This window comes from Streptococcus salivarius, assembly GCF_002094975.1.
Taxonomy (GTDB): domain Bacteria; phylum Bacillota; class Bacilli; order Lactobacillales; family Streptococcaceae; genus Streptococcus; species Streptococcus salivarius_D.
The window spans coordinates 1,849,685-1,876,425 of sequence record NZ_CP015283.1 but is presented as its reverse complement, the minus strand read 5'-3'; the positions used below and the strand labels follow the sequence as shown (position 1 = coordinate 1,876,425).

General features: G+C 39.8%; 16 protein-coding genes and 1 pseudogene. 15 read left to right on the top strand and 2 right to left on the bottom strand.

Annotated features, from left to right (window positions below):
* From hisF to V471_RS08775, 5 genes are all read left to right on the top strand, one after another.
* Window positions 1–759 carry an imidazole glycerol phosphate synthase subunit HisF gene (gene hisF / locus V471_RS08790; RefSeq protein ID WP_004182678.1) on the top strand — a complete coding sequence of 253 codons (759 nt, stop codon included), beginning with the start codon at window positions 1–3 and terminating at the stop codon, window positions 757–759.
* Complete coding sequence (gene hisI / locus V471_RS08785) at window positions 756–1,094, top strand: phosphoribosyl-AMP cyclohydrolase (RefSeq protein ID WP_004182677.1); 339 nt, start codon at window positions 756–758, stop codon at window positions 1,092–1,094. Before hisF ends, hisI begins: the two co-directional genes overlap by 4 nt.
* Window positions 1,095–1,102: 8 nt before the next feature.
* Window positions 1,103–1,417 carry a phosphoribosyl-ATP diphosphatase gene (gene hisE / locus V471_RS08780; protein WP_002884043.1) on the top strand — a complete coding sequence of 105 codons (315 nt, stop codon included), beginning with the start codon at window positions 1,103–1,105 and terminating at the stop codon, window positions 1,415–1,417.
* A gap of 205 nt (window positions 1,418–1,622) precedes the next feature.
* Window positions 1,623–1,769 (top strand): hypothetical protein, encoded by a 147-nt coding sequence (locus tag V471_RS11115; protein ID WP_004182676.1) that lies wholly within the window; start codon window positions 1,623–1,625, stop codon window positions 1,767–1,769.
* 40 nt (window positions 1,770–1,809) lie between these two features.
* Entirely contained in the window at window positions 1,810–2,400 is a 591-nt protein-coding gene (locus tag V471_RS08775; protein WP_224119022.1) for a hypothetical protein, read from the top strand.
* A gap of 135 nt (window positions 2,401–2,535) precedes the next feature.
* Here the strand turns inward: V471_RS08775 and V471_RS08770 are convergent, their stop codons facing one another.
* Window positions 2,536–3,219 (bottom strand): DUF4956 domain-containing protein, encoded by a 684-nt coding sequence (locus V471_RS08770; protein WP_073686677.1) that lies wholly within the window; start codon window positions 3,217–3,219, stop codon window positions 2,536–2,538.
* Window positions 3,212–3,991: a polyphosphate polymerase domain-containing protein gene (locus tag V471_RS08765; RefSeq protein WP_073686676.1), complete on the bottom strand. Its 780-nt coding sequence runs from the start codon at window positions 3,989–3,991 to the stop codon at window positions 3,212–3,214. The genes V471_RS08770 and V471_RS08765 overlap by 8 nt, the downstream gene beginning before the upstream one ends.
* 380 nt (window positions 3,992–4,371) lie before the next feature.
* Here V471_RS08765 and V471_RS08760 point away from each other — a divergent pair, with 380 nt between their 5' ends.
* From V471_RS08760 to V471_RS08715, 10 genes and pseudogenes are all read left to right on the top strand, one after another.
* Window positions 4,372–5,655: a carbohydrate-binding domain-containing protein gene (locus V471_RS08760; protein WP_073686675.1), complete on the top strand. Its 1,284-nt coding sequence runs from the start codon at window positions 4,372–4,374 to the stop codon at window positions 5,653–5,655.
* 33 nt (window positions 5,656–5,688) lie between these two features.
* The gene (locus V471_RS08755) at window positions 5,689–6,711 is read left to right on the top strand and encodes a glycosyltransferase (RefSeq protein WP_045768857.1); all 1,023 of its coding nucleotides are present in this window, start codon (window positions 5,689–5,691) and stop codon (window positions 6,709–6,711) included.
* 264 nt (window positions 6,712–6,975) lie between these two features.
* A complete protein-coding gene (locus V471_RS08750; RefSeq protein WP_045768856.1) occupies window positions 6,976–11,451 on the top strand; it encodes a glycoside hydrolase family 70 protein in 4,476 nt (1,491 codons plus the stop codon).
* Window positions 11,452–11,880: 429 nt separating this feature from the next.
* Window positions 11,881–16,437 carry a glycoside hydrolase family 70 protein gene (locus V471_RS08745; protein WP_084871409.1) on the top strand — a complete coding sequence of 1,519 codons (4,557 nt, stop codon included), beginning with the start codon at window positions 11,881–11,883 and terminating at the stop codon, window positions 16,435–16,437.
* Between the two features lie 209 nt (window positions 16,438–16,646).
* On the top strand, window positions 16,647–21,446 hold the full coding sequence (locus V471_RS08740) for a glycoside hydrolase family 70 protein (protein WP_045768851.1): 4,800 nt from the start codon (window positions 16,647–16,649) through the stop codon (window positions 21,444–21,446).
* 140 nt (window positions 21,447–21,586) lie between these two features.
* A pseudogene (locus tag V471_RS08735) lies at window positions 21,587–22,756 on the top strand (FtsW/RodA/SpoVE family cell cycle protein); the annotation flags it as partial.
* 376 nt (window positions 22,757–23,132) lie between these two features.
* Entirely contained in the window at window positions 23,133–24,371 is a 1,239-nt protein-coding gene (hflX, locus tag V471_RS08730) for a GTPase HflX (RefSeq protein ID WP_049528888.1), read from the top strand.
* Window positions 24,364–25,005, top strand: coding sequence for a cystathionine beta-lyase (locus V471_RS08725; RefSeq protein WP_045001806.1), 642 nt, complete (start codon window positions 24,364–24,366; stop codon window positions 25,003–25,005). Before hflX ends, V471_RS08725 begins: the two co-directional genes overlap by 8 nt.
* Window positions 25,006–25,036: 31 nt before the next feature.
* Window positions 25,037–25,966 carry a ribonuclease Z gene (gene rnz / locus V471_RS08720; protein WP_045001803.1) on the top strand — a complete coding sequence of 310 codons (930 nt, stop codon included), beginning with the start codon at window positions 25,037–25,039 and terminating at the stop codon, window positions 25,964–25,966.
* Window positions 25,966–26,733 carry an SDR family NAD(P)-dependent oxidoreductase gene (locus V471_RS08715; protein ID WP_014633248.1) on the top strand — a complete coding sequence of 256 codons (768 nt, stop codon included), beginning with the start codon at window positions 25,966–25,968 and terminating at the stop codon, window positions 26,731–26,733. The genes rnz and V471_RS08715 overlap by 1 nt, the downstream gene beginning before the upstream one ends.
* Window positions 26,734–26,741: the final 8 nt, after the last annotated feature.

The window sequence follows — 26,741 nt, the reverse complement described above, 5'->3', positions numbered from 1 at the left end:
ATGCTTAAGAAACGTATTATTCCCTGTTTGGATGTCAAGGATGGCCGTGTTGTCAAGGGGGTTAATTTTGTGAATCTGACAGATGTTGGTGACCCTGTTGATTCTGCGCGTGCTTATTATGAAGCTGGTTGTGACGAACTTGTTTTCTTGGACATCACAGCGACTTCGGATAATCGTGAAACAACGGTTGATATGGTGCGTCGTGTTGCCGATCAGGTCTTTATCCCCTTCACGGTTGGTGGTGGTATCCGTTCAGTTGAAGACATGAACAAGATGCTCAAAGCCGGTGCTGACAAGGTTGCCGTCAATTCCTCAGCCCTTGCCAATCCGCAACTAATTGCTGATTGTGCTCAAAAATTCGGGAATCAGTGTGTAGTGGCTGCGATTGATGCTAAAAAGATGGCTGATGGGAGCTGGCATGTCTTTGTGGCGGGAGGCCGTAAGGATACAGGTAGGGACCTCATCCAATGGGCTCAAGAAGTCGTCGCTTTGGGGGCTGGAGAAATTCTCTTAACCAGCATGGACAAGGACGGCACTAAGTCTGGTTTTGATTTGGAAATGCTCAATCGTGTAGCGGAGGTCGTCGATGTTCCAATCATTGCCTCTGGTGGTGCAGGAAATATTGAGGATATTGTAGAAGTCTTTGAAAAGACAACAGCGACGGGTGCTCTGGCAGCCTCTATCTTCCACTTTGGTGAGGTAAATATAGGCGAAACCAAACAAGTCTTGGCAAATGCAGGAATCGAGGTGAGACAATGACAGAGGTTAAACTTGATTTTGACAAACAAGGCGGACTGGTACCAGTCATTGTGACAGATTACAAGACGGGACAGGTGCTCATGTTGGCCTATATGAATGAGCTGTCCTATCAGTTAACCCTTGAGACCAAACAAATGCATTACTGGAGCCGTTCCAGAAATGAGCTTTGGCATAAGGGAGCCACATCTGGCCATTTCCAACATGTCAAAAGCATCAAGACAGATTGTGATCAGGACACCCTGCTTATCGCTGTGGAACAAGAAGGAGCAGCCTGCCATACAGGAGCCTACAGCTGTTTCTTTACGGATATATATGATGACAATCAAGATAGATAGGAGTAGCTATGTTAGAAACACTTTATAAGGAAGCCTTAGATCGTAAAAAAAATCCCAAAGAAGGGTCTTATACCAATTACCTTTTTGACAAGGGTCTAGACAAGATTCTTAAAAAAGTTGGCGAAGAAGCAACAGAAGTTGTGATCGGAGCTAAAAATGCTGATAAAGAAGAAATTGCCAACGAGACAGCAGACGTCCTTTATCACCTAGCAGTCATGCTCGTTGAAACAGGGGTTAGTCCTGAAGACGTTGAAGCTGTTCTTAAAGCCCGTCAAGGCAAACAAAGCAATGTCCATGACCGAAAAGAAGTAACGGATTATTAAGGATTATATCAATCGATTTGAACTAAGATGAAAAGCCTGAAGTGATATTCAGGCTTTTTTGCTGGATACATCCTAATCTTTTATCCTTCTAACCACCATAAGAAAGCGCTTTAAAATGCTATAATAGGAGTGAAGAAAGCTCGTTTTATTTGAAGGATTTGGTGTGCTTATTTATACAAATCATTGAGGAAAGGAAGGATGTCCTATGAAGAAAAATACTCCTAATATTTTAAAGCTTTCTTGCTTAGCTATTCTCCTCCTCTGTTCTAGTCTTTTAGTTGGTTGTAAAGTTGTACTGCCAAATTCTTACTTCAAGGCTAGGGGAAAAAACGCAAAAAATCTTGGCTCATAATGGTTTTAAGGGAAAGGTCCAAGTTAAGCATATCAAAAAGGTGTTTCTAGATTCAGATGGTATTTATGTTGATTATACCTATTCAGAGGAAACCTACGATAATCAAACCATATCATTAGATTCACAAATTACTTTTAACCTGGACTGGACAGTTAATGGTGAAGAATATAAGACCCCTGGTCATTACTGGGAAAGCTACTTACAACAAAAATCTGTAAAAAAAGAAGAGCAAAAACTCTTTAAGGAGCTTAAAAAGCAATCGTTAGGCCTTGATATCGAAGAATTCTCCTTCAGCGATAATACTACGATTGATCAAGAGGCTGGTAATCGTAAAAAGCATTTAGCTGAGGAAAACCGTAAAAACGGGAAGGATGATTTTTATGGGTATTATCAAATTCCCTACCAAACAATGATTGAAGAACACCTTGTTACTATGAGAATAGAAGTAGGCGATACAGATAATACTAGTAAGAAAGATTTAGAAGAGGCCACAACTAAACTGGATGCTAGCAAGCTACCAGACGGAGAGTACGAATTTTATTTTTACTCAATTGATGAAGATAATTACAATCACATTGGCTATACCTTTAACGTACAAGATGGTAAGGTTGTCCAAGATGAAGATGATTAGAAAGTATTTTGATTTTGATCGATAAGCTAGACTGCCATACTAGGCCGTTAAAAGTGGGGTTACAGCTAAGTGAAAATGTTAACCTCAAAACATGTAAAAACATCTCCGAAAATCAGTCGGAGATGTCTTTTTGTCTTACAAATTCTTTTTCTTCTTAGCTTTTTTGGTTAGGGCAAGGTCACAATTTTTAATGTTTGAAATCAGGTGGTTAGTCAATTGGAAGTCGTCCACTTGGGGATTCAAGTCCACTTCGTAGACCAGTTGCATGGTTTCGCCTCCACCTGTGGTATTAAGGGAAATTAGGTCGCATTCACTGGTGAAATTAAGCAAGGTTTTAGTGATTTTTTGGTCAATTAGGTCTTGGTAGGAGACGTTAATGGTCAGGAGTCTACGACGTTGGTTGTCGGTACGACTTTGACGATTTTCTAAAAGAAGCCAAACAGCCAATAGAAAGGCGGTGAAGAGGACGGCCAGTAAGAGATATCCTGTCCCAGATGCCAGACCAATAATCATGGCCATAAAGACGGCGATTAGCTCTCTGGAACCACTAGTCGCTGAACGAAAACGAATGAGACTAAAGGTTCCTGCCACGGCGATAGAGGTCCCCAAACTGCCATTGACAAGGAAGATAACTAGGGTCATCAAACATGGAAGTAGGGTCAAACTAACGACAAATTCTCGGGTGTATAGGGTTCGGTATTTGTAAGTCCAGGTTAGAGCCAAGCCTAAAATAAGACTGACCAGTAAGGCCAGCATGAGTTGAAGGGGACTAGCGGTTGCGGTCGCATCATTAAAGATAGAATTGAAGAGATTAGACATAGGCGGCAGCTCCTTTTTCTTGTGCTGGACGTGGTCCGTAGTCTAGACCTTGAGATTTATGGTAGGCACAGCTGTATTTTGAGAATTTTTGCTCTTCCAAACCATGTTTGTCTAAGATAGCTTGAAGCCAGTCAGGCTTTTTGCCAGGTGCCTTGATTTCCATGATAATCGTATCTTCATCAAGAAGGGGAAAACCATGATTTCCCTTAAAGAGACTGACGTCTTCATCACGGTAAGTCAAATTTTGGTCAAGGGTAACACGAACTTTATTGTAGGCATAGCCTTCGATAGTCTCTTTTTCTTTCATTGAAAAACGGTCGTAGTAGATATACATACGAGGTTTGAGTCCCTCATTATAGCGCTGGCGTAACTGATGAATATCTTGCAAGAGCTGGCGGTCAGTGATTTGACCATGATTCTTACCGTCTGTCATCAAGTTAGTGATGGCAAGTGGAGTTGAAACGAGACGAAACTTATGTCCAATTCCCTCATCATCTTTGGCTTTAACCTCTAAAAAGACCTTACTATCAATTTTGGGATTGGCTAGGTAGGTACGCATGCGGATTTTCTCTTGACGGTGATTACCATCTAGGGCATCTTGGATGACGTCAAAATTATCCGTATCAAAGTAAATATTTGAAATGGTAGATGTCGGATAATCATCCTCTACCAAATACTCCTTAAGATCAGTGAGCAGGTCTTCAAGATTTTCCTTTGAGACCACATATTTTGTTTCAATACGTTTAAAACGTGTTTCCAATTGTTTAACCATGAAAAAACTCCTTTTATAGATAAGATACAAAGCCGTAAAGCAACTCCCAGGAAAATAGGGGGACCAGCCGCAGGAGTTTATCTCCAAGCAGGGCCCATCTTTTTCCCCCGAGTTGTAGGCGTGTTCAATTAGATAAGATACAAAGCCGTCAATTCAAGATTTGGCTTTTATTTTTTAGTAGAAAATTAAGTTGAGAGCAAAAGTACTACTATATAAAGTATTCATTTGCTCGCCTATTAGTCTATGGGACTTTTCTGAAAGAAGTCCTAAGCCAAACTTTCACCAAACTTAACTTAAGATAAGTTTTAGTTAACCTTTAGAAATGTTTTAGGTAAGTCCCGTAAACTGTAATCATCCAAACGAACTCGAGAGGAAAAAATATGAAATCAAAAAAACTAAAAAAATGGACGACTTTATTGACCTGTGCGACTGCTCTAACAGTCATGACAGCTTGTAGCCAATCAAGTAATCAGTCAACTGGGACGACGTCAAGCACTACATCAAAAACAAGTGCTGTAACAGCAACGACCAGTAAGAAAACAAATAAGAACAGCAACAGCAACTATTTTACTTCTAAAGATTCTGATACCTCTTATAACGAAAGCTCAGCTACTAAGATTAAGTTATCAGGCTCATCTGCGGATGTTTCAGGTGATGGTGCAGCCCTATCAGGTTCAACTGTAACCATCTCTAAAGCAGGGACCTACGTCATTTCAGGAAAATCCGACGGTGTGCAAATCAAGGTAGACGCTGGTGATTCAGACGATGTCCATATTGTTTTGGATGGTGCTACCATGACAAATACAAATGCAGCAATCAATGCCACAAAAGCTGGTCATGTCTATCTGACACTTAAAGATGGCACTACAAACACACTTTCTGATTCAAGTTCTAATAGTGATGAAGATGCGGATGCTGTGATTTTCTCTAAAGGAGATTTGACCATTAACGGTTCAGGTACTCTAAACATTGATGCCAAGAAAAACAACGGTATTAAAGCCAATGACAGCCTTCATATAACTGGCGGTACCTATAAGATTTCCTCAGTCGGTGATGCCTTCAATGTCAATGATGAACTCAATATCACAGGAACAACTATGACCATTGAAGCGGAAGAAGATGGTGTCAAGGTCGACAATGATGACGACACCTCAGTAGGTACCATGTATCTGTCTGACAATACCATGACCATCAAGGCTGGTGACGACGGTATTCATGCGTCCGGCGACCTGATTATTGATAGTGGTACTTACAAGGTTGAAAAATCAACTGAAGGTATCGAAGGTAAATCTGTGACCATCAATGGCGGAGACATCGATGTCTATGCAACGGACGATGGTGTTAATGCTGCCAATGCTAATGCCAGTCAAAGTGAGATTTTCTTCAAGATGACCGGTGGAACCCTAAATGTTGAGGTTGGCCAAGGCGATACCGACCCAATCGATTCTAACGGCGATATTATTGTATCGGGTGGAACGATTAATTTGACTGGTCAGTCTGGCTTTGACTTTGATGGTTCAGCGACCTATACCGGTGGTGACATTACTATCAATGGTGAGAAACAAACTAAGATTGAAAACTCAATGCCTGGCGGCGGTGGCCCTCAAGGTGGCGGTGGTCCCCAAGGTGGTGGGCAATCAGGTGGCTTTGGAGGAGGTCACTAAAGAGTCATAGGATGAAACAGAAAGGAAGTGCCTATGTATATTATTATTCCAGCTTATGAACCAGACAAACGCCTGATTCAGGTGGTTCAAGATATTACCATAAAACTCCCTAAAGCCCGTATTATTGTTGTTAATGATGGGAGTGGCCCAGGCTATAACGACTATTACGACGAAACGGCTTTTATTGGAGCGACTGTCCTTACCCATCCTGTCAATAAAGGAAAAGGAGCTGCTCTCAAAACTGCCTTTGCTCACATTCAAGAAGAAGTAGTCAGTCAGCACCTTTCGGCGCAACCTATTGTCACAGTTGACAGTGATGGTCAGCATCTGATTAAAGATATTGTCCGTGTGGCCAAGGCAACCGAGGAAAATCCAAGTCATCTTGTTTTGGGTGCGCGTGCCTTTGTTGGTAAGGTGCCAGCACGTAGCCGCTTTGGAAATAAGGTAACTGCTGGACTTTTCCGTCTAGTAACTGGCCAAAAGGTAACAGATACTCAGACAGGGCTTCGAGGCATGTCAACCGACCTGATTCCATGGCTTCTTAATCTGGATGGCAATCGTTTCGAGTACGAGTTTAATATGTTGCTTGAAGCCAAAAAGTCAGGCCACCAAATCTCTGAAGTCCCTATCGAAACCGTTTATCTGGAGGAAAATAAAAGTTCGCACTTTCGGCCCATTCGTGATTCCATCCGTATTTACAGCCCTTTTTTAAAGTTCTCTGGCACGGCCGTCTTGGCCTCAGTCATTGATGCAACAGCCTTATTTGTGCTCTTTGCCTTGACGAAGAATCTGCTCCTTTCGGTCGTGCTAGCTCGTGTGATTTCGGCTTCCAGCCAGTGTCTACTGAACGCTAATGTGGTCTTTAATCCGACAAGCTCTCTCTTTAGATCGAGTGTTCGCTACTTTATGTTGGTCTTGGTTCTCCTGGCCTGTAACTATTTCTTACTTAGTAGTCTAGTTGCTATTGGTTTAGGACTGGTTCTGGCAAAATTAGTCACAGAAACCTTGCTCTTTTTAGTTAGCTACAGGGTCCAACATAACGTCGTTTTTGCTTAATAGCTGACTTTTAAATTGCTACTGATTGAATAGAGATAGCTTATTAAATTACCTCTAAAAACTTTCCTAAAAATAGAAAAAGACTACCGTTTTCTACATTTGGTAGTCTTTAATATTTGTCGAAATGTTAATCAATTTACAATATGATTAAAAATTGAAATGATTTGATAAAGACTCTAGTTGACTGAAAAAAATATGCTATAATGAAATTGTTTGAATTATGTAGATTTTATTCAAACTAGGAAAATGAAATGAGGACCTAAAATGGGAAAAAAGGTACATTATAAGCTTCACAAAGTTAAGAAGCAGTGGGTGACGATTGCCGTCACTTCGGCAGCACTTGCCTCTATCGTAGGTGGTGCTACAGTTGCCAATCAAAAGGTTTCAGCTGATGAAACAACTCAACCAGTTGCCTCTACGACAGCTGAAAGCGATGTTGTCGTTGAAACGCATGAAGTAGCCGCTCCTGCAGCAACTGCTACGACAGATGCGACAGCAACAACAAATGATAAGGCTGCTGATGCTGCAACAGTCGAAACTCCTGCGGCAGCAACCACTGCAGCAGATACAACTACTAATACTGCAACACCAGCAACAACTGATCGTGCAGCAGTAGCAAATGGTGCGACAACAGAAACACCAGCTGCAACAGCGACAGATACAACGCTTACAGTAGCTGAAAAACCAAAATCTGGTGTTACTGAAAAAGAAGAAACAGCAGCGCTCTCTTTGAACAACATCAAACAAGTTGATGGTAAATACTATTATGTCAAAGAAGATGGTTCATACAAAACAAATTTTGCTGTTTCAGTTAATGGCCAGTTGCTTTACTTCGGTAAAGACGGTGCTTTGACAAGCACATCAACACACTCATTCACACCAGGTACAACTAATCTAGTTGATGCTTTTTCTTCACATAACCGTGCTTACGATTCTAAGAAGGAAAGCTTCGAGTTGGTAGATGGGTACTTGACACCAAACAGCTGGTACCGTCCAGTCACTATTTTGGAAAATGGTGAAAAATGGCGTGTGTCAACTGAGAAAGATTTCCGTCCACTTTTGATGGCATGGTGGCCTGATGTAGATACACAAGTAGCCTACCTCAATACTTTCTCTAAACACTTTAATCTTAACGCAACTTATTCAACCAGCCAAAGTCAATCTGAATTGAATGCAGCTGCTAAGACAATTCAAATTAAGATTGAACAAGAAATTTCAGCTAAAAAATCAACTGAATGGCTTCGTCAAGCAATTGAGTCTTTTGTAAAAGAACAAGACCAGTGGAATACTACAACTGAAAACTATACCCTTGCTGACCACCTTCAAGGGGGAGCTCTTCTTTATGTCAATAATGACAAGACACCTTGGGCAAATTCTGATTACCGTTTGCTTAACCGTACACCAAGTAACCAAGATGGTTCTCTAAATGGTACAGGAAGATACTTGGGTGGTTATGAATTCCTACTTGCCAATGACGTTGATAACTCAAACCCAGTTGTGCAAGCTGAGCAGTTGAACCAAATTCACTATCTTGTGAACTGGGGATCAATTGTTATGGGTGATAAGGATGCTAACTTTGATGGTATCCGTGTTGATGCAGTTGACAATGTCGATGCTGACCTTCTCCAAGTTTATACAAACTACTTCCGTGCAGCCTTTGGTGTGGATAAATCTGAAGCAAATGCACTTGCTCACATTTCTATCCTTGAAGCTTGGGATTTAAATGATAATGCTTATAATCAAAAACATGATGGTGCAGCCCTTGCCATGGATAATAACCTTCGTTATGCAATTATGGGTGCACTTTATGGATCTGGATCTTCATTGAAAGATTTGATTACTAGCAGTTTGACAGACCGTACAAATAATAGTAAGTACGGAGATACACAAGCTAACTATATCTTTGCGCGTGCTCATGATAACCTTGTTCAAGATATCATTCGTGATATTGTTCAAAAAGAAATCAATCCAAAATCAGATGGTTATACCATGACTGATGCTGAATTGAAACGTGCCTTTGAAATCTATAATGAAGATATGAAGAAGGCAGAAAAACGTTATACTATTAACAATATTCCAGCCGCCTATGCTTTGATTCTTCAAAATATGGAGCAGGTAACTCGTGTTTATTATGGAGATCTTTATACGGATAACGGCCAATATATGGCTACCAAGTCTCCTTACTATGATGCTATCACAACACTCTTGAAGAACCGTATGAAATATGTTTCAGGTGGACAATCGATGAAAGTCGACACGTTCAATGGAAAAGAAATCTTGTCATCTGTTCGTTACGGTAAAGATATTATGACTGCTGACCAAACTACGGGTGTAGCAGAAACAAGTAAACATTCTGGTATGTTGACCCTTATTGCCAATAATCAGGATTTCTCATTGGGTGATGGTACTTTGAAAGTTAACATGGGTAAACTTCATGCTAACCAAGCCTACCGTCCATTACTTCTTGGTACTGATAAGGGAATTGTCACTTACGAAAATGATGCAGCAGCAGCTGGAAAAATTAAATACACTGATGCTGAAGGAAACTTGTCTTTCAGTGGAGATGAAATCAAGGGGTATCGAACTGTTGATATGAGAGGTTATCTTGGTGTTTGGGTACCAGTAGGTGCGCCTGATAACCAAGATATCCGTGTTAAAGGTTCAGATAAGAAACTTGACAAGACATTTTCTGCTACTGAAGCATTGGACTCACAAGTTATCTATGAAGGTTTCTCAAACTTCCAAGATTTTGTTGAAAAAGATAGCCAATATACTAATAAATTGATTGCAGAAAACGCAGAACTCTTCAAGTCATGGGGAATCACATCATTCGAGATGGCTCCTCAATTTGTATCGGCTGATGACCGTACCTTCCTTGATTCTGTTATCCAAAATGGCTATGCCTTTACTGACCGATATGACCTTGCCATGAGTAAGAATAACAAATATGGTTCTAAAGAAGATCTTCGTGATGCACTTAAGGCGCTTCACAAGCAAGGTATTCAAGCAATTGCTGACTGGGTTCCAGATCAACTTTACCAATTGCCAGGACAAGAAGTTGTAACAGCAACACGTGCAAATAGTTATGGTACTCCAAAGGCCAATGCTTATATCAATAACACTTTATATGTTGCAAATTCTAAATCATCAGGTAAGGACTTCCAAGCTCAATATGGTGGTGAGTTCCTTGATGAGCTCCAAAAGAAATATCCACAGTTGTTTGAAGATGTGATGATATCAACTGGTAAGAAGATTGATCCATCTGTTAAAATCAAGCAATGGTCTGCTAAGTACATGAATGGTACTAATATCCTTGGTCGTGGTAATCGTTATGTTCTCAGTAACGATGCTACTGGTCGCTATTATCAAGTTACTGATAATGGCATCTTCTTGCCAAAACCTTTGACAGACCAAGGTGGTAAGACAGGTTTCTACTATGATGGTAAGGGTATGGCCTACTTTGATAATAGTGGTTTCCAAGCTAAGAATGCTTTCATTAAATATGCTGGAAATTACTATTACTTCGATAAAGAAGGTTATATGTTGACTGGTCGTCAAGATATCGATGGTAAGACTTATTTCTTCTTGCCAAATGGTGTACAGCTTCGTGATTCTATTTATCAACAAGATGGTAAATATTATTACTTTGGTAGCTTTGGTGAGCAATACAAAGATGGTTACTTTGTATTCGATGTACCGAAAGAAGGTACTTCAGAAACAGAAGCTAAATTCCGTTATTTCTCACCAACTGGAGAAATGGCTGTTGGCTTGACTTATGCTGGTGGAGGATTGCAATACTTTGATGAAAATGGCTTCCAAGCTAAAGGTACTAAGTATGTGACTCCAGACGGAAAACTCTACTTCTTTGATAAAAATTCAGGTAATGCCTACACAAATCGTTGGGCAGAAATCGATGGTATCTGGTATGAATTCAACGATCAAGGCTATGCACAAGCTAAGAAGGGTGAATTCTACACAACAGATGGCTCAACATGGTTCTACCGTGATGCAGCTGGTAAAAATGTGACAGGTGCCCTTACTTTGGACGGTCACGACTATTACTTCCGTGCAAATGGTGCCCAAGTTAAAGGTGAATTTGTTACTGAAAATGGCAAGATTAGCTACTACACTGTAGATAATGGTTACAAGGTTAAAGACAAGTTCTTCGAAGTGAACGGCAAGTGGTACCATGCTGATAAGGATGGTAACCTCGCTACAGGTCGTCAAACGATTGACCACCTTAACTATTACTTCAATGCTGATGGAAGCCAAGTCAAATCTGATTTCTTCACTCTTGATGGTGGTAAGACATGGTACTACGCCAAAGATAATGGTGAAATCGTGACAGGTGCCTATAGTGTTGGTGGTAAAAACTATTACTTCAAAGAAGATGGTAGTCAAGTCAAAGGCGACTTTGTTAAGAATGCTGACGGATCACTTTCTTACTATGACAAAGATTCAGGTGAGCGTCTCAATAACCGTTTCTTGACAACTGGTAACAATGTTTGGTACTACTTCAAAGATGGTAAGGCTGTAACAGGACGCCAAAATATCGATGGTAAAGAATATTACTTTGATAATTTGGGACGTCAAGTTAAAGGTAGCCCAATCAGCACACCAAAAGGAGTAGAATACTACGAATCAGTTCTTGGAGAACGTGTGACAAACACATGGATTACTTTCCAAGACGGTACGACTGTCTTCTTCGATGAAAATGGTTATGCTGATTTTGATAAATAAATAATCAATCAATCTAATCTTAATCTGAGAGATTAAGTGAAAAACGATATGATTTGACATGAATTTATAGGTGAAATTTCTTGAAAACGAGAATCGTTTAAAGAAATTTTGCCTTTTTATGCTCCTTAAAGAAAAAATCTGACAAATATCAATTTTGAGTCAGAATCATTGTAAAAGCTATTGTATCAAGGACTTTGGCGGCTTTTATGAAAAATAGTTTTAGTTATCAAATGATATGAAAATGAGAATTGAAAACCTATGAAATAGGTGTGTTACAAAGTTTTTCTAATATTAATGTTATGTAATATATATTTTATAAAAAAACAATTAATTCGAGAAATAGTTAGAAAATAATGATATAATATAACTGTTTGAAATCGGATAGATTTCAGTCTGATTTTGACAAATAAAATCACGGGGAAAATTATAATGGAAAATAAGATACACTATAAGCTTCATAAAGTTAAGAAGCAATGGGTTACAATTGCAGTTGCTTCTGTAGCACTTGCTACTGTCTTGGGAGGATTGTCTGTAACAACATCTTCAGTTTCAGCGGATGAAACTCAAGATAAGACAGTAACTCAATCAAATTCAGGTACAACAGCTTCTTTAGTTACTTCTCCTGAAGCAACCAAAGAAGCCGATAAACGTACAAATACAAAAGAAGCAGATGTTTTAACACCTGCTAAAGAAACAAATGCTGTAGAAACAGCGACTACAACGAACACACAAGCAACAGCTGAAGCAGCTACAACAGCAACAACAGCTGATGTAGCAGTGGCAGCTGTTCCAAATAAAGAAGCAGTTGTGACAACAGATGCACCAGCTGTTACAACTGAAAAAGCAGAAGAACAACCAGCAACAGTGAAGGCTGAAGTTGTTAATACAGAAGTTAAGGCGCCAGAAGCTGCTTTGAAAGATTCAGAAGTAGAAGCTGCGCTTTCCTTGAAAAACATCAAAAACATTGATGGTAAATATTACTATGTTAATGAAGATGGTTCACACAAAGAAAACTTTGCCATTACTGTAAATGGTCAATTGCTTTACTTCGGTAAAGATGGTGCTCTTACAAGTTCATCAACATACTCTTTCACACCAGGAACAACAAATATTGTTGATGGTTTCTCAATAAATAACCGTGCCTACGATTCATCTGAAGCTAGCTTTGAATTGATTGATGGTTATTTGACTGCAGATAGCTGGTACCGTCCAGCTTCTATCATCAAAGATGGTGTAACTTGGCAAGCATCAACTGCAGAAGATTTCCGTCCACTTTTGATGGCTTGGTGGCCAAATGTAGATACACAAGTTAACTACTTGAACTACATGTCTAAAGTATTTAACTTGGATGCTAAATATTCAAGTACAGATAAGCAAGAAACTTTGAAAGTTGCTGCTAAGGACATTCAAATCAAGATTGAGCAAAAGATTCAGGCTGAAAAATCAACACAATGGTTGCGTGAAACTATCTCTGCCTTTGTTAAGACACAACCACAATGGAACAAAGAAACTGAAAACTACTCTAAAGGTGGCGGCGAAGATCACCTTCAAGGTGGTGCCCTTCTTTATGTGAATGATTCACGTACACCATGGGCGAATTCTGACTATCGTCGTTTGAACCGTACAGCAACTAACCAGACTGGTACAATTGATAAATCAATTCTTGATGAGCAATCAGATCCAAACCACATGGGTGGTTTCGACTTCTTGCTAGCTAATGACGTAGATTTGTCAAACCCAGTTGTTCAAGCGGAACAATTGAACCAAATCCACTACCTTATGAACTGGGGTTCAATCGTTATGGGTGACAAGGATGCTAACTTCGATGGTATCCGTGTCGACGCGGTAGATAATGTCGATGCAGACATGCTTCAACTCTACACAAACTACTTCCGTGAGTACTATGGTGTTAACAAATCTGAAGCAAACGCTCTTGCTCACATCTCAGTCCTTGAAGCATGGAGCCTTAATGACAACCACTACAATGACAAGACAGATGGCGCTGCGCTTGCTATGGAAAACAAACAACGTTTGGCTCTCCTCTTCTCATTGGCTAAACCAATCAAAGAACGTACACCAGCTGTAAGTCCTTTGTATAACAATACTTTCAACACGACACAACGTGATGAAAAGACTGATTGGATTAACAAAGATGGAAGCAAGGCCTATAACGAAGACGGAACAGTTAAACAGTCTACAATCGGTAAATATAACGAGAAATACGGAGATGCGTCAGGAAATTACGTCTTTATCCGTGCCCATGATAACAACGTTCAAGATATTATTGCTGAAATCATCAAGAAAGAAATCAATCCAAAATCAGATGGTTTCACGATTACTGATGCTGAAATGAAGCAAGCCTTTGAGATTTACAACAAAGACATGCTCAGCAGCGACAAAAAATATACGCTTAACAACATCCCAGCGGCTTACGCGGTTATGTTGCAAAACATGGAAACTATCACTCGTGTCTACTATGGAGACCTTTATACAGATGATGGTCACTACATGGAAACTAAGTCTCCATATTACGATACCATTGTTAACTTGATGAAGAGTCGTATCAAGTATGTATCTGGTGGGCAAGCACAACGTTCATACTGGTTGCCAACTGATGGTAAGATGGACAATTCAGATGTTGAACTTTACCGCACAAATGAAGTCTACACTTCAGTACGTTATGGTAAAGACATTATGACAGCTAATGATACAGAAGGTTCTAAATACAGCCGTACTTCTGGTCAGGTAACACTTGTAGCTAACAATCCAAAATTGAATTTGGATCAATCAGCTAAACTTAATGTTGAAATGGGTAAAATCCATGCCAACCAAAAATACCGTGCTTTGATTGTTGGTACAGCTGATGGTATCAAGAACTTTACATCTGATGCAGATGCAATCGCAGCAGGTTACGTTAAAGAAACAGACAGCAACGGTGTCTTGACTTTCGGTGCTAATGACATCAAGGGTTATGAAACATTTGATATGTCTGGTTTCGTAGCAGTTTGGGTTCCAGTTGGAGCTTCAGATAATCAAGATATCCGAGTAGCGCCTTCAACAGAAGCTAAAAAAGAGGGTGAATTGACTCTTAAAGCGACTGAAGCTTATGATTCACAATTAATCTACGAAGGCTTCTCTAACTTTCAAACTATTCCAGATGGTTCAGATCCTTCAGTCTATACTAACCGTAAGATTGCTGAAAATGTTGATTTGTTCAAATCATGGGGTGTAACATCATTTGAAATGGCACCTCAATTTGTATCTGCTGACGATGGTACCTTCCTTGACTCAGTTATCCAAAATGGTTATGCCTTTGCAGACCGTTACGATCTTGCCATGAGTAAGAACAATAAATACGGTTCTAAAGAAGATCTACGTGATGCTCTTAAAGCACTTCATAAGGCTGGTATTCAAGCAATCGCTGACTGGGTTCCAGACCAAATTTACCAATTGCCAGGTAAAGAAGTTGTAACAGCGACTCGTACTGATGGTGCTGGTCGTAAGATTGCGGACGCTATCATTGACCACTCACTTTATGTGGCTAACTCTAAGTCATCAGGCAAAGATTACCAAGCTAAATACGGTGGTGAATTCTTGGCTGAACTTAAAGCTAAGTACCCTGAAATGTTCAAGGTAAACATGATTTCAACTGGTAAACCAATTGATGATTCTGTTAAATTGAAACAATGGAAGGCTGAATACTTCAACGGAACAAACGTTCTTGAACGTGGTGTTGGCTATGTACTTAGCGATGAAGCAACTGGTAAGTATTTCACTGTCACTAAAGAAGGTAACTTCATTCCTCTTCAATTGACAGGTAAAGAAAAGGTTATTACTGGATTCTCAAGTGATGGTAAAGGAATCACTTACTTCGGTACAAGTGGTACACAAGCTAAATCTGCCTTTGTAACCTTCAATGGTAACACTTACTACTTTGATGCTCGTGGTCACATGGTTACTAACAGTGAATACTCACCAAATGGTAAAGACGTTTATCGTTTCTTACCAAATGGTATCATGTTGAGTAATGCCTTCTACATTGATGCTAATGGTAATACCTACCTTTATAACTCTAAAGGTCAAATGTACAAGGGTGGTTACACTAAATTTGATGTTTCTGAAACTGATAAAGACGGTAAAGAATCTAAGGTTGTGAAATTCCGTTACTTCACTAATGAAGGTGTCATGGCCAAAGGTGTTACGGTTATTGATGGTTTCACACAATATTTTGGAGAAGACGGTTTCCAAGCTAAAGATAAGTTAGTAACCTTTAAAGGTAAAACTTATTACTTTGACGCACACACTGGTAATGGTATCAAGGATACTTGGAGAAATATCAATGGTAAGTGGTACTACTTTGATGCAAACGGTGTTGCTGCTACAGGTGCACAAGTCATCAATGGTCAAAAACTTTACTTCAATGAAGATGGAAGCCAAGTTAAAGGTGGCGTTGTTAAGAATGCAGATGGTACTTACAGCAAGTACAAAGAAGGTTTTGGAGAGCTAGTGACTAACGAATTCTTCACAACTGATGGCAATGTTTGGTACTATGCAGGCGCTAATGGTAAGACTGTTACAGGTGCACAAGTCATCAATGGCCAACACCTATACTTTAATGCAGACGGAAGCCAAGTTAAGGGTGGTGTTGTTAAGAATGCAGATGGTACTTATAGTAAGTATAATGCTTCAACAGGTGAACGCTTGACTAATGAGTTTTTCACAACAGGCGACAACAACTGGTACTACATTGGTGCTAATGGTAAGTCAGTGACTGGTGAAGTTAAAATTGGTGACGATACTTATTTCTTCGCTAAGGATGGTAAACAAGTAAAAGGTCAAACAGTAAGTGCTGGCAATGGTCGAATTAGCTATTACTATGGTGATAGTGGTAAGAGAGCTGTTAGCACATGGATAGAAATTCAACCAGGAGTTTACGTTTACTTTGATAAGAATGGTCTTGCTTATCCACCTAGAGTGCTAAACTAATTGATATAAAAAGGAGGACTTTGGTTCTCCTTTTTATATTTTATGGGAACGAGTCTTTTTTATGACAAAATTATAATCTATTATTAATGTGATAAAAATATCATTAAAATAAGTTTTATTAACTTTTTTTGATAATAAAAAATGATATAATAAGTAAGTCTTTAAGATGTAGATTTTAAGACAAAAAATATATTGGGGAAAAATTGAATATGGAAAATAAAGTACGCTATAAACTGCACAAAGTGAAGAAGCAGTGGGTTACTTTGGCTGTCGCTTCAGTAGCTTTGGCTACCATTGTTGGTGGTAGTGTTGCCACATCTTCACTCGCTTCGGCAGAAGAAACAAATAACTCTAATGGATCACCTTCAACAACTACGGTCGGGGAAAATACAAATCCTGTGGTTGAAAAAGAGGTAGGCACAACAACTGAGGTTGCAAATACTTCAAATGCCACAACAACAGAGCGAGCAGAAGTTACTGCTGACAAACCAGCTGGAACGACAGTTCAACCAAATTCAGGAACAACTAGTGATAGAGCTGCAGCAGTAGAGGTTGAAGCCAAACCTGAAACGACTGCTAAGCCAGAAGTTGCTACTAAACCAGAAACAGCTACAACATCAGAAGTCGCTGCAAATGCTGGAGTAGCTGCTCCAACGACTGAGAAGTCTAAAGAGCTTTCTGAAGCCGAAATTAAGGCTGCAGTCTCACTCGATAATATTAAAAAAGAAAAAGATGGTAAATATTACTATCTTTTAGAAGATGGATCACACAAGAAAAACTTTGCCATTACTGTAAATGGTCAGGTCCTTTATTTTGATGAAAATGGTGCCCTTTCAAGCACATCAACGTATTCATTTACACAAGAAACAACAAATCTAGTCACTGATTTTACAAAAAATAATGCTGCCTACGATTCAACTAAAGCAAGCTTTGAACTTGTTGATGGTTATTTGACAGCAGACAGTTGGTACCGTCCAAAAGAAATCCTTGAAGCTGGTACAACTTGGAAAGCGTCAACTGAAAAAGATTTTCGTCCACTTTTGATGTCTTGGTGGCCTGATAAGGATACTCAAGTAGCTTACTTGAATTACATGACTAAGGCTCTTAGCAACGGTGAAGAAACAAAAGATGTCTTTACGATTGAAAATTCTCAAGCTAGCTTGAATGCCGCAGCTCAAATCCTCCAACGTAAGATTGAAGTTAAGATTGCTGCTAATAAGTCAACAGACTGGTTGCGTCAGTCAATCGAGGCTTTTGTTAAAGACCAAGATAAATGGAACATTAATTCTGAATCGCCAGGTAAGGAACACTTCCAAAAAGGTGCGCTTCTTTTTGTGAACAGCGATTCAACTAAATGGGCTAACTCTGATTATCGTAAGCTTAATCAAACGGCGACAAGTTATATTAAAAATCATAAGATTGTTAATGGTAGCGATGGTGGTTATGAATTCTTGCTCTCAAATGACATTGACAACTCTAATCCAGTCGTTCAAGCAGAAATGCTTAACCAATTGTATTACTTTATGAACTGGGGACAAATCGTCTTTGGTGATAAGGACAAGGATGCTCACTTTGATGGTATACGTGTTGATGCTGTGGATAATGTTAGCGTTGACATGCTTCAATTAGTGTCTTCATACATGAAGGCTGCATACAAGGTTAATGAGTCGGAAGCTCGTGCCCTTGCGAATATCTCTATTCTTGAAGCATGGTCACACAATGACCCATATTATGTGAATGAGCACAACACAGCAGCTCTTTCTATGGATAATGGTCTCCGTTTGTCAATTGTTCACGGATTAACTCGTCCAGTAACTAATAAAGGTACAGGTGCACGTAATGCATCAATGAAGGACCTTATTAACGGAGGTTATTTCGGTCTCTCAAACCGTGCAGAAGTCACTTCATATGATCAACTTGGTTTTGCAACCTACCTCTTTGTTCGTGCACATGACTCAGAAGTTCAAACGGTTATCGCAGACATTATCAGTAAAAAAATTGATCCTACAACAGATGGTTTCACTTTCACATTAGATCAATTGAAACAAGCTTTCGATATTTATAATGCTGATATGTTGAAAGTTGATAAGGAATATACGCATTCAAATATTCCTGCTGCCTATGCTTTGATGCTTCAAACAATGGGTGCGGCAACACGTGTTTATTATGGAGATTTGTATACTGATAATGGTCAATACATGGCTAAGAAATCACCATACTTTGATCAAATCACAACTCTTCTTAAAGCGCGTCCTAAGTATGTAGCTGGTGGTCAAACATCTTATATCCACAACCTTGCTGGTGATGGGGTATCATCTGCTAAAGACAATAAAGAAGTTCTTGTCTCTGTCCGTTATGGTCAAGATTTGATGTCTAAGACAGATACAGAAGGTGGAAAATACGGTCGCAATTCAGGTATGTTGACCCTTATTGCTAATAACCCGGATTTGAAATTAGCAGATGGTGAAACTATTACTGTAAATATGGGTGCAGCCCACAAGAATCAAGCTTATCGTCCACTCTTGCTTGGTACGGAAAAAGGTATTGTGTCATCATTGAATGATTCAGATACTAAGATTGTTAAATACACAGATGCACAAGGAAATCTTGTCTTCACAGCTGATGAAATCAAAGGCTTTAAGACTGTTGATATGAGTGGTTACCTTTCAGTTTGGGTACCAGTAGGTGCGACTGACGATCAAAACGTTCTTGCTAAACCATCAACAAAAGCCTATAAAGAAGGGGATAAGGTTTATAGCTCTTCTGCAGCACTTGAAGCACAAGTGATTTACGAAGGCTTCTCAAACTTCCAAGACTTTGTCAAAGAGGATAGTCAATACACTAACAAATTGATTGCAGCTAACGCAGACCTCTTCAAGTCATGGGGTATTACGTCATTTGAGATTGCACCTCAATATGTCTCATCTAAGGATGGCACTTTCCTTGATTCTATTATTGAAAATGGTTATGCCTTCACAGACCGTTACGACTTTGCCATGAGCAAAAACAATAAATACGGTTCAAAAGAAGACCTTCGTGATGCCCTCAAGGCTCTTCACAAACAAGGTATTCAGGTCATTGCTGACTGGGTTCCAGACCAATTGTACACCCTTCCAGGTAAAGAAGTAGTGACTGCTACGCGTACTGATACACATGGTAAGGTCCTTGATGATACTAGCTTGGTTAATAAACTTTATGTGACAAATACCAAGTCATCAGGTAATGATTTCCAAGCCCAGTACGGTGGTGCCTTCCTCGACAAACTTCAAAAACTTTATCCAGAAATCTTCAAAGAAGTTATGGAAGCGTCTGGTAAGACAATTGATCCATCTGTGAAGATTAAACAGTGGGAAGCTAAATACTTTAACGGTACAAACATCCAAAAACGTGGTTCTGACTATGTTCTCAGCGATGGTAAATTGTACTTCACCGTTAACGATAAAGGTACCTTCCTCCCAGCAGCCTTGACTGGTGATACAAAAGCTAAGACTGGTTTTGCCTATGATGGTACAGGTGTAACTTATTACACAACATCAGGTACTCAAGCTAAGAGTCAGTTTGTAACTTATAACGGTAAGCAATACTACTTTAACGATAAGGGTTACCTTGTAACTGGTGAACAAACTATCGATGGTTCTAACTATTTCTTCTTGCCAAATGGTGTCATGTTTACTGATGGTGTCAGAAAAAATGCCAAAGGTCAATCATTGGTTTATGGTAAGTCAGGTAAATTGACGACTCAAACTGGTTGGAAAGAAGTTACCGTTAAAGATGATAGTGGTAAGGAAGAGAAATTCTACCAATACTTCTTCAAGGGTGGTATCATGGCTACTGGTTTGACTGAAGTAGAAGGTAAGGAAAAATACTTCTATGATAATGGTTACCAAGCTAAAGGTGTCTTCGTTCCTACAAAAGACGGCCATTTAATGTTCTTCTGTGGTGATTCAGGCGAACGTAAGTACTCAGGCTTCTTTGAACAAGATGGTAATTGGTACTACGCCAATGATAAAGGCTATGTTGCTACTGGGTTTACTAAGGTAGGTAAACAAAACCTTTACTTCAATGAAAAAGGTGTTCAAGTTAAGAATCGCTTCTTCCAAGTTGGTGATGCTACATACTATGCAAATAACGAAGGTGACGTTCTTCGTGGTGCGCAAACCATCAATGGAGACGAACTCTACTTTGATGAATCAGGTAAACAAGTTAAAGGTGAGTTCGTGAACAATCCTGATGGTACGACTTCATACTACGATGCAATCACAGGTGTGAAACTTGTTGATACATCACTAGTAGTTGATGGTCAAACCTTTAATGTCGATGCTAAGGGTGTTGTGACTAAGGCACATACACCAGGCTTCTATACTACTGGGGACAACAACTGGTTCTATGCAGACTCATATGGACGTAATGTCACAGGTGCTCAGGTCATCAATGGTCAACACCTCTACTTTGATGCTAATGGTCGCCAAGTTAAGGGTGGCTTCGTAACGAACACTGACGGTAGTCGTTCATTCTACCACTGGAATACCGGTGATAAATTGGTATCAACCTTCTTCGCTACCGGTCATGATAGATGGTATTATGCTGATGATAGGGGTAATGTCGTTACAGGAGCTCAAGTTATCAACGGTCAAAAACTCTTCTTTGATACTGATGGTAAGCAGGTTAAAGGTGCTTTCGCAACAAATGCGAATGGTAGTCGCTCATACTACCATTGGAATACTGGTAATAAGTTAGTATCAACCTTCTTCACTAGTGGAGATAACAACTGGTATTATGCAGATGCCAAGGGTGAAGTTGTTGTTGGCGAACAGACGATCAACGGTCAACACCTTTACTTTGACCAAACTGGTAAGCAAGTGAAGGGGGCAACTGCTACGAATCCTGATGGCTCAATCTCTTACTATGATGTTCATACAGGGGAAAAGGCTATTAATCGTTGGGTTAAAATTCCTTCAGGGCAATGGGTATACTTCAACGCTCAAGGAAAAGGCTACGTGTCAAATTAAGAGTAATGAATGAAAGAAGTCAATCACTTTTGTGGTTGCTTTTTTCGTAAAAAATTGTCTAACTTTTATACATTCAGGTCATTTGTCTGGGTAAAAAAGTGGTATAATAACTCTTGCTAAATCTTTATTTTGGAGTACACATGGCTAAGTCAAAAAATACTATTGAAAGTCGGATAGATTACTCGATTCTCCTGCCAGTTCTCATATTGCTACTGGTTGGTTTGGTTTCGATATTTATAGCGACAAATTTTGATTACCCAAAGAATCTTGTGCAAGTCATGTCTCAGCAAGTACTATGGATTTTTCTAGGTTCAGTACTTGCTTTTGTTGTCATGTTATTTAATACAGAGTTTCTTTGGAAGGTAACCCCCTGGCTCTATATTTTCGGTCTGGTGCTTATGGTTCTACCTCTCGTTTTCTATTCTCCTGCTTTGGTAGCCTCGACGGGAGCCAAAAACTGGGTAAGCATTGGATCAGTCACCCTTTTTCAACCATCTGAATTTATGAAGATATCCTACATCCTTTTTCTATCGAGAATAGGTGTTTGGGCTAAGCAAGGTAAGGAAGTGACCAACCTACAGGATGACTGGTTACTGCTCTTCCAATATGTTGCAGTCACACTCCCTGTTTTAGGTTTACTGGTTCTTCAAGGAGATATGGGGACTGCCTTAGTCTTTCTGGCTATTTTAGCCGGTATTGTAGTGGTTTCGGGGATATCCTGGCGTATTATCTTGCCGGTAGTTCTAGCTTTTGCAACAGGGTTAGCCTTGTTTGTAATGATATTTACCACAGATTGGGGTAAGGAAGCTATGCTCAAGATGGGGGTACAAACCTACCAGATTAACCGTATCTCAGCTTGGTTGGATCCCTTCACTTATGCAGACGGTATCGCCTTTCAACAGACACAAGGGATGATTTCGATTGGTACTGGAGGAATCTATGGTAAAGGCTTTAATCATCTGGAGTTGAACGTACCAGTTCGTGAGAGTGACATGATTTTCACAGTCATTGCGGAAGATTTTGGTTTGGTAGGTGGTGGATTGGTTCTTTTAACCTATCTCTTCCTCATTTACCGCATGTTGCGAGTGACGTTCAAATCTAACAACCGTTTTTATACCTTTATTTCGACAGGCTTTATCATGATGATTGTCTTCCATATTTTTGAAAATATTGGGGCAGCAGTGGGAATTCTTCCTTTGACAGGTATTCCTTTGCCCTTTATTTCTCAAGGGGGGTCATCACTCATCTCTAACTTGATTGGTGTTGGTTTGGTGCTTTCAATGGCTTATCAGACTAACCTCAACGAGGAAAATAAAATTCTCCTGGCTATGTCTCGTCGTATGCGTACGTCTGGAACTAGTCAAGTGAAACCTGTTTCTAAGAGCAAGTCTAAGAAAAACAAGCCTTCGAAGAGTGTTACCAAGGCCTCTCAAGAATTGGTCAAGGCTAAAGATAAGGTTGATAAGGCCACTGAGAAATTGCGTCAAACCATTTCTCAAAATACGCCGAGCATTCATCAAGGCAAGCGTCGTAAGGGTTCGAAAAAGAAACCGACACGTAAACATTAAGAAGAGCAAGTTGGTTAATCCAACTTGTTTTTCTTTGAAAAAAATTAAGGCCTGTGACCTTTTCTTTGCCCCTGCCTGTGGTATAATAGAAGTTGACTATTTTGAAAAGGGGTTTGCTATGATAGAGACAGCCAAACAGCAAGAACGTGCTATTTTAGTAGGTGTTGAATTGCAAGAAATAGAGCATTTTGACATGTCAATGGAGGAACTTGCCAGTCTTGCCAAAACTGCAGGAGCAGAGGTTGTAGCTAGCTATACCCAAAAACGTGAACGCTATGATAGTAAGTCTTTCGTAGGTTCAGGAAAATTAGAAGAAATTAAAGCCATGGTGGATGCGGATGAGATTACTACGGTCATTGTCAATAACCGTTTAACGCCTCGTCAAAATACCAATCTTGAAGCAGCATTTGGCGTAAAAGTTATTGATCGTATGCAATTAATTTTGGATATCTTTGCCATGAGGGCCAGAAGCCATGAAGGGAAACTTCAGGTTCACCTAGCTCAACTTAAATACATGTTGCCCCGTTTAGCTGGTCAAGGGATTATGCTCAGTCGTCAAGCAGGGGGCATTGGTAGCCGTGGACCTGGTGAAAGTCAATTGGAGCTTAATCGTCGTTCGATTCGTAACCAGATTGCTGATATTGAACGCCAGTTAAAAATTGTTGAGAAGAACCGAGAAACCATTCGCGAAAAGCGTGTTGATTCAAGTACCTTTAAAATTGGTTTGATTGGTTATACCAATGCTGGGAAATCAACGATCATGAACCTTATGACGGATGATAAGCAATATGAGGCTAATGAACTTTTCGCGACCTTGGATGCAACGACTAAGAAAATTTACTTAAAGGATCAGTTTCAAGTGACCTTGACAGATACGGTTGGTTTTATCCAGGACTTGCCAACAGAATTGATTGCTGCCTTTAAGTCAACTCTTGAAGAAAGTCGTAATGTGGACCTTCTTTTGCATGTCATTGATGCGAGTGATCCTAATCACGAAGAACATGAGAAGGTGGTCTTAGACATTCTAAAAGACTTAGACATGACTGATATCCCTCGCCTAGCAATTTACAATAAGATGGATGTAGCTGATAATCTAGTAGCCACAGTCTTTCCTAATGTTCGCCTCTCTGCACGTGACAAGGGAAGTCGTGAGGCACTCAGAAGACTCTTGATTGATGAAATTCAACAGATTTTTGAACCTTTTAGTATTAAGGTCCATCAGGATCAAGCTTATAAACTTTATCAATTGAGTCAATTAGCTTTGTTAGATAGCTACACATTTGAGACAGAAGTGGAAAAAATTACAGGTTATATTTCACCGAAAAATAAATGGAAATTGGAAGAATTTTATGACTGATTATATGGATTTAGCTTTAAAATATGGTGGTTTTACAAGTTTAGATAAGGTCTATTTGAAAAATACCTTGTCAGACCTTTCGGACAGTCAAAAATTGGCCTTCATTACGCCGCCACCAAGCGTGATTAATGCTTATTTTGCAGAGATTTACCAAAAACAATCTCCTGAAGCAGCGACGGATTACTACTTGGACCTTTCAAAAGAGTTGAACCTCTTTAATTCTGCACCATCTTTTGATGAGTACAAGCCTTTTATTCGTCTCAATCTGTCAGGAAAATCTTATGGTTTTTGCTTTGAAAATGCTGATGAGGTGGCCTTAGTCTTTGCCGAGCATTTAGAGGTTCCAACGGCTAGCATTTTGTTTGAGCTTGCTCAAGTTTTCCCGCAGTATAAGGTTTATCTTGAAGGCACTCAAATTAAGATGACCAAGGTTGATTTTGACGAAGAAGTATTGGAAGAGTTAACACCTGAGACACAGTTACTTAGTCGTGTAACTAAGTTGAAAGGGAATGTCATTAAGTTGGCTAGCTTCAATCAAGATGAATTAGTGGAACTTTTGTCTCAATATAAAGGGCAAACCGTTTATTATGGCTTTGCTCAGCGTGAATGCTTGGCTTATATTGTCCAGAAATAAGAAGAACGATAGATAGAAAGTATAGGAAGTCATGGAATTACAATTTTTAGGGACGGGTGCCGGGCAGCCCTCCAAGGCCCGTAACGTGTCGAGTCTGGTTCTGAAGTTACTCGATGAAATCAATGAGGTCTGGATGTTTGACTGTGGAGAAGGTACCCAACGTCAGATTTTAGAAACAACAATCAGACCTCGTAAAGTTAAAAAAATCTTTATCACACATATGCATGGAGACCATATCTTTGGCCTACCTGGTTTCTTGGCTAGCCGTTCCTTCCAATCTAGTGAAGAACAAACAGATTTAGAGGTTTATGGTCCAGTTGGTATTAAACAATACGTTATGACCAGTCTTCGTACCTCTGGGACACGTCTCCCTTACCATGTGCATTTTAAGGAAATTGATGAGCATAAGCTAGGCTTGGTTATGGAAAATGACAAATTCGCTGTTTATGCAGATAAGTTGGATCATACCATTTTTTGTATTGGTTACCGTGTGGTTCAAAAGGATCTTGAAGGAACCTTGGATGCTGAGGCCCTTAAAGCAGCAGGTGTGCCATTTGGTCCTCTTTTTGGTCAAATTAAGAATGGGCAAGATGTGGTTCTTGAAGATGGAACTAAAATCATTGCCAAGGACTTTATTTCCGCACCTAAGAAAGGTAAGGTTATTACTATCTTAGGTGATACTCGTAAGACGAATGCCAGTGTTCGTCTTGGCTTGGGAGCAGATGTCTTGGTGCACGAGTCTACTTATGGTAAGGGCGATGAAAAAATTGCCAAGAGCCATGGGCATTCAACCAACATGCAAGCAGCACAAGTCGCTAAGGATGCGTCAGCTAAACGTCTTCTTCTAAATCACGTATCAGCTCGTTTCTTGGGGCGTGATATCGGTAAGATGGCAGCAGATGCCAAAACGATTTTCGAAAACACCCATATCGTTCGTGACTTAGAAGAGGTAGAGATTTAATGGCTAAACAACGTATTATCGCTATTACTGGTGCTTCAGGAGGGCTTGCACAAGAAATTGTCAAGCAGCTCTCACCCAGTGATGGCATTATCCTCTTAGGACGAGATAAGGATAAACTTGAGAAATGTTATCGTCATGTGGAAAATAAAACCTGTCTTGCCATTGACCTTAGAGACGACAATACCATTAAAAAAATGGTAGATTATCTCTATCAACGATTTGGACGTATTGACGTCTTTATCAATAATGCTGGTTTCGGTGAATTCAAGTCTTATGATCATTACACTAGCCAAGAGATCCGTGATATGTTTGATATCAATACCTTTGCGACGATGACCTTTTCACGTCTGATGGCTGAGAAAATGGTGGAGCAAGGCCATGGCCATATCATCAACATCGCCAGTATGGCGGGGAAAATTGCGACAGCCAACTCAAGTGTCTATGCAGCGACAAAGTTTGCGGTAATTGGCTTCTCAAATGCCCTGCGTCTGGAGCTAGCTGATAAAGGAGTCTATGTGACTACAGTCAATCCTGGTCCAATTGAGACAAGCTTCTTTGATCAAGCTGATCCCTCTGGAGCCTATCTTGAAAGTGTTAAGAAGTTTGTCCTCAGTCCTAAATACGTGGCTAAAAAGATTGTCCGTATTCTGGGTAAAAACAAACGTGAAGTTAACTTGCCACGACTCTTAGCAGTTGCACACAAAGGCTATGCGCTCTTTCCACGCATCTCGGACAAACTAGCTACGAATGTGTTTAACTACAAATAGGAGGATAC

What these genes read in the sequence shown, in the direction of transcription:
- V471_RS11115 (WP_004182676.1), top strand. Translation starts at nt 1,623, where the DNA reads ATGAAGAAAAATACTCCTAATATTTTAAAGCTTTCTTGCTTAGCTATT.
- V471_RS08760 (WP_073686675.1), top strand. Translation starts at nt 4,372, where the DNA reads ATGAAATCAAAAAAACTAAAAAAATGGACGACTTTATTGACCTGTGCG.
- hflX (WP_049528888.1), top strand. Translation starts at nt 23,133, where the DNA reads ATGATAGAGACAGCCAAACAGCAAGAACGTGCTATTTTAGTAGGTGTT.
- hisI (WP_004182677.1), top strand. Translation starts at nt 756, where the DNA reads ATGACAGAGGTTAAACTTGATTTTGACAAACAAGGCGGACTGGTACCA.
- V471_RS08765 (WP_073686676.1), bottom strand. Translation starts at nt 3,991, where the DNA reads ATGGTTAAACAATTGGAAACACGTTTTAAACGTATTGAAACAAAATAT.
- V471_RS08715 (WP_014633248.1), top strand. Translation starts at nt 25,966, where the DNA reads ATGGCTAAACAACGTATTATCGCTATTACTGGTGCTTCAGGAGGGCTT.
- V471_RS08770 (WP_073686677.1), bottom strand. Translation starts at nt 3,219, where the DNA reads ATGTCTAATCTCTTCAATTCTATCTTTAATGATGCGACCGCAACCGCT.
- hisE (WP_002884043.1), top strand. Translation starts at nt 1,103, where the DNA reads ATGTTAGAAACACTTTATAAGGAAGCCTTAGATCGTAAAAAAAATCCC.
- rnz (WP_045001803.1), top strand. Translation starts at nt 25,037, where the DNA reads ATGGAATTACAATTTTTAGGGACGGGTGCCGGGCAGCCCTCCAAGGCC.
- V471_RS08755 (WP_045768857.1), top strand. Translation starts at nt 5,689, where the DNA reads ATGTATATTATTATTCCAGCTTATGAACCAGACAAACGCCTGATTCAG.
- V471_RS08745 (WP_084871409.1), top strand. Translation starts at nt 11,881, where the DNA reads ATGGAAAATAAGATACACTATAAGCTTCATAAAGTTAAGAAGCAATGG.
- V471_RS08725 (WP_045001806.1), top strand. Translation starts at nt 24,364, where the DNA reads ATGACTGATTATATGGATTTAGCTTTAAAATATGGTGGTTTTACAAGT.
- V471_RS08750 (WP_045768856.1), top strand. Translation starts at nt 6,976, where the DNA reads ATGGGAAAAAAGGTACATTATAAGCTTCACAAAGTTAAGAAGCAGTGG.
- hisF (WP_004182678.1), top strand. Translation starts at nt 1, where the DNA reads ATGCTTAAGAAACGTATTATTCCCTGTTTGGATGTCAAGGATGGCCGT.
- V471_RS08740 (WP_045768851.1), top strand. Translation starts at nt 16,647, where the DNA reads ATGGAAAATAAAGTACGCTATAAACTGCACAAAGTGAAGAAGCAGTGG.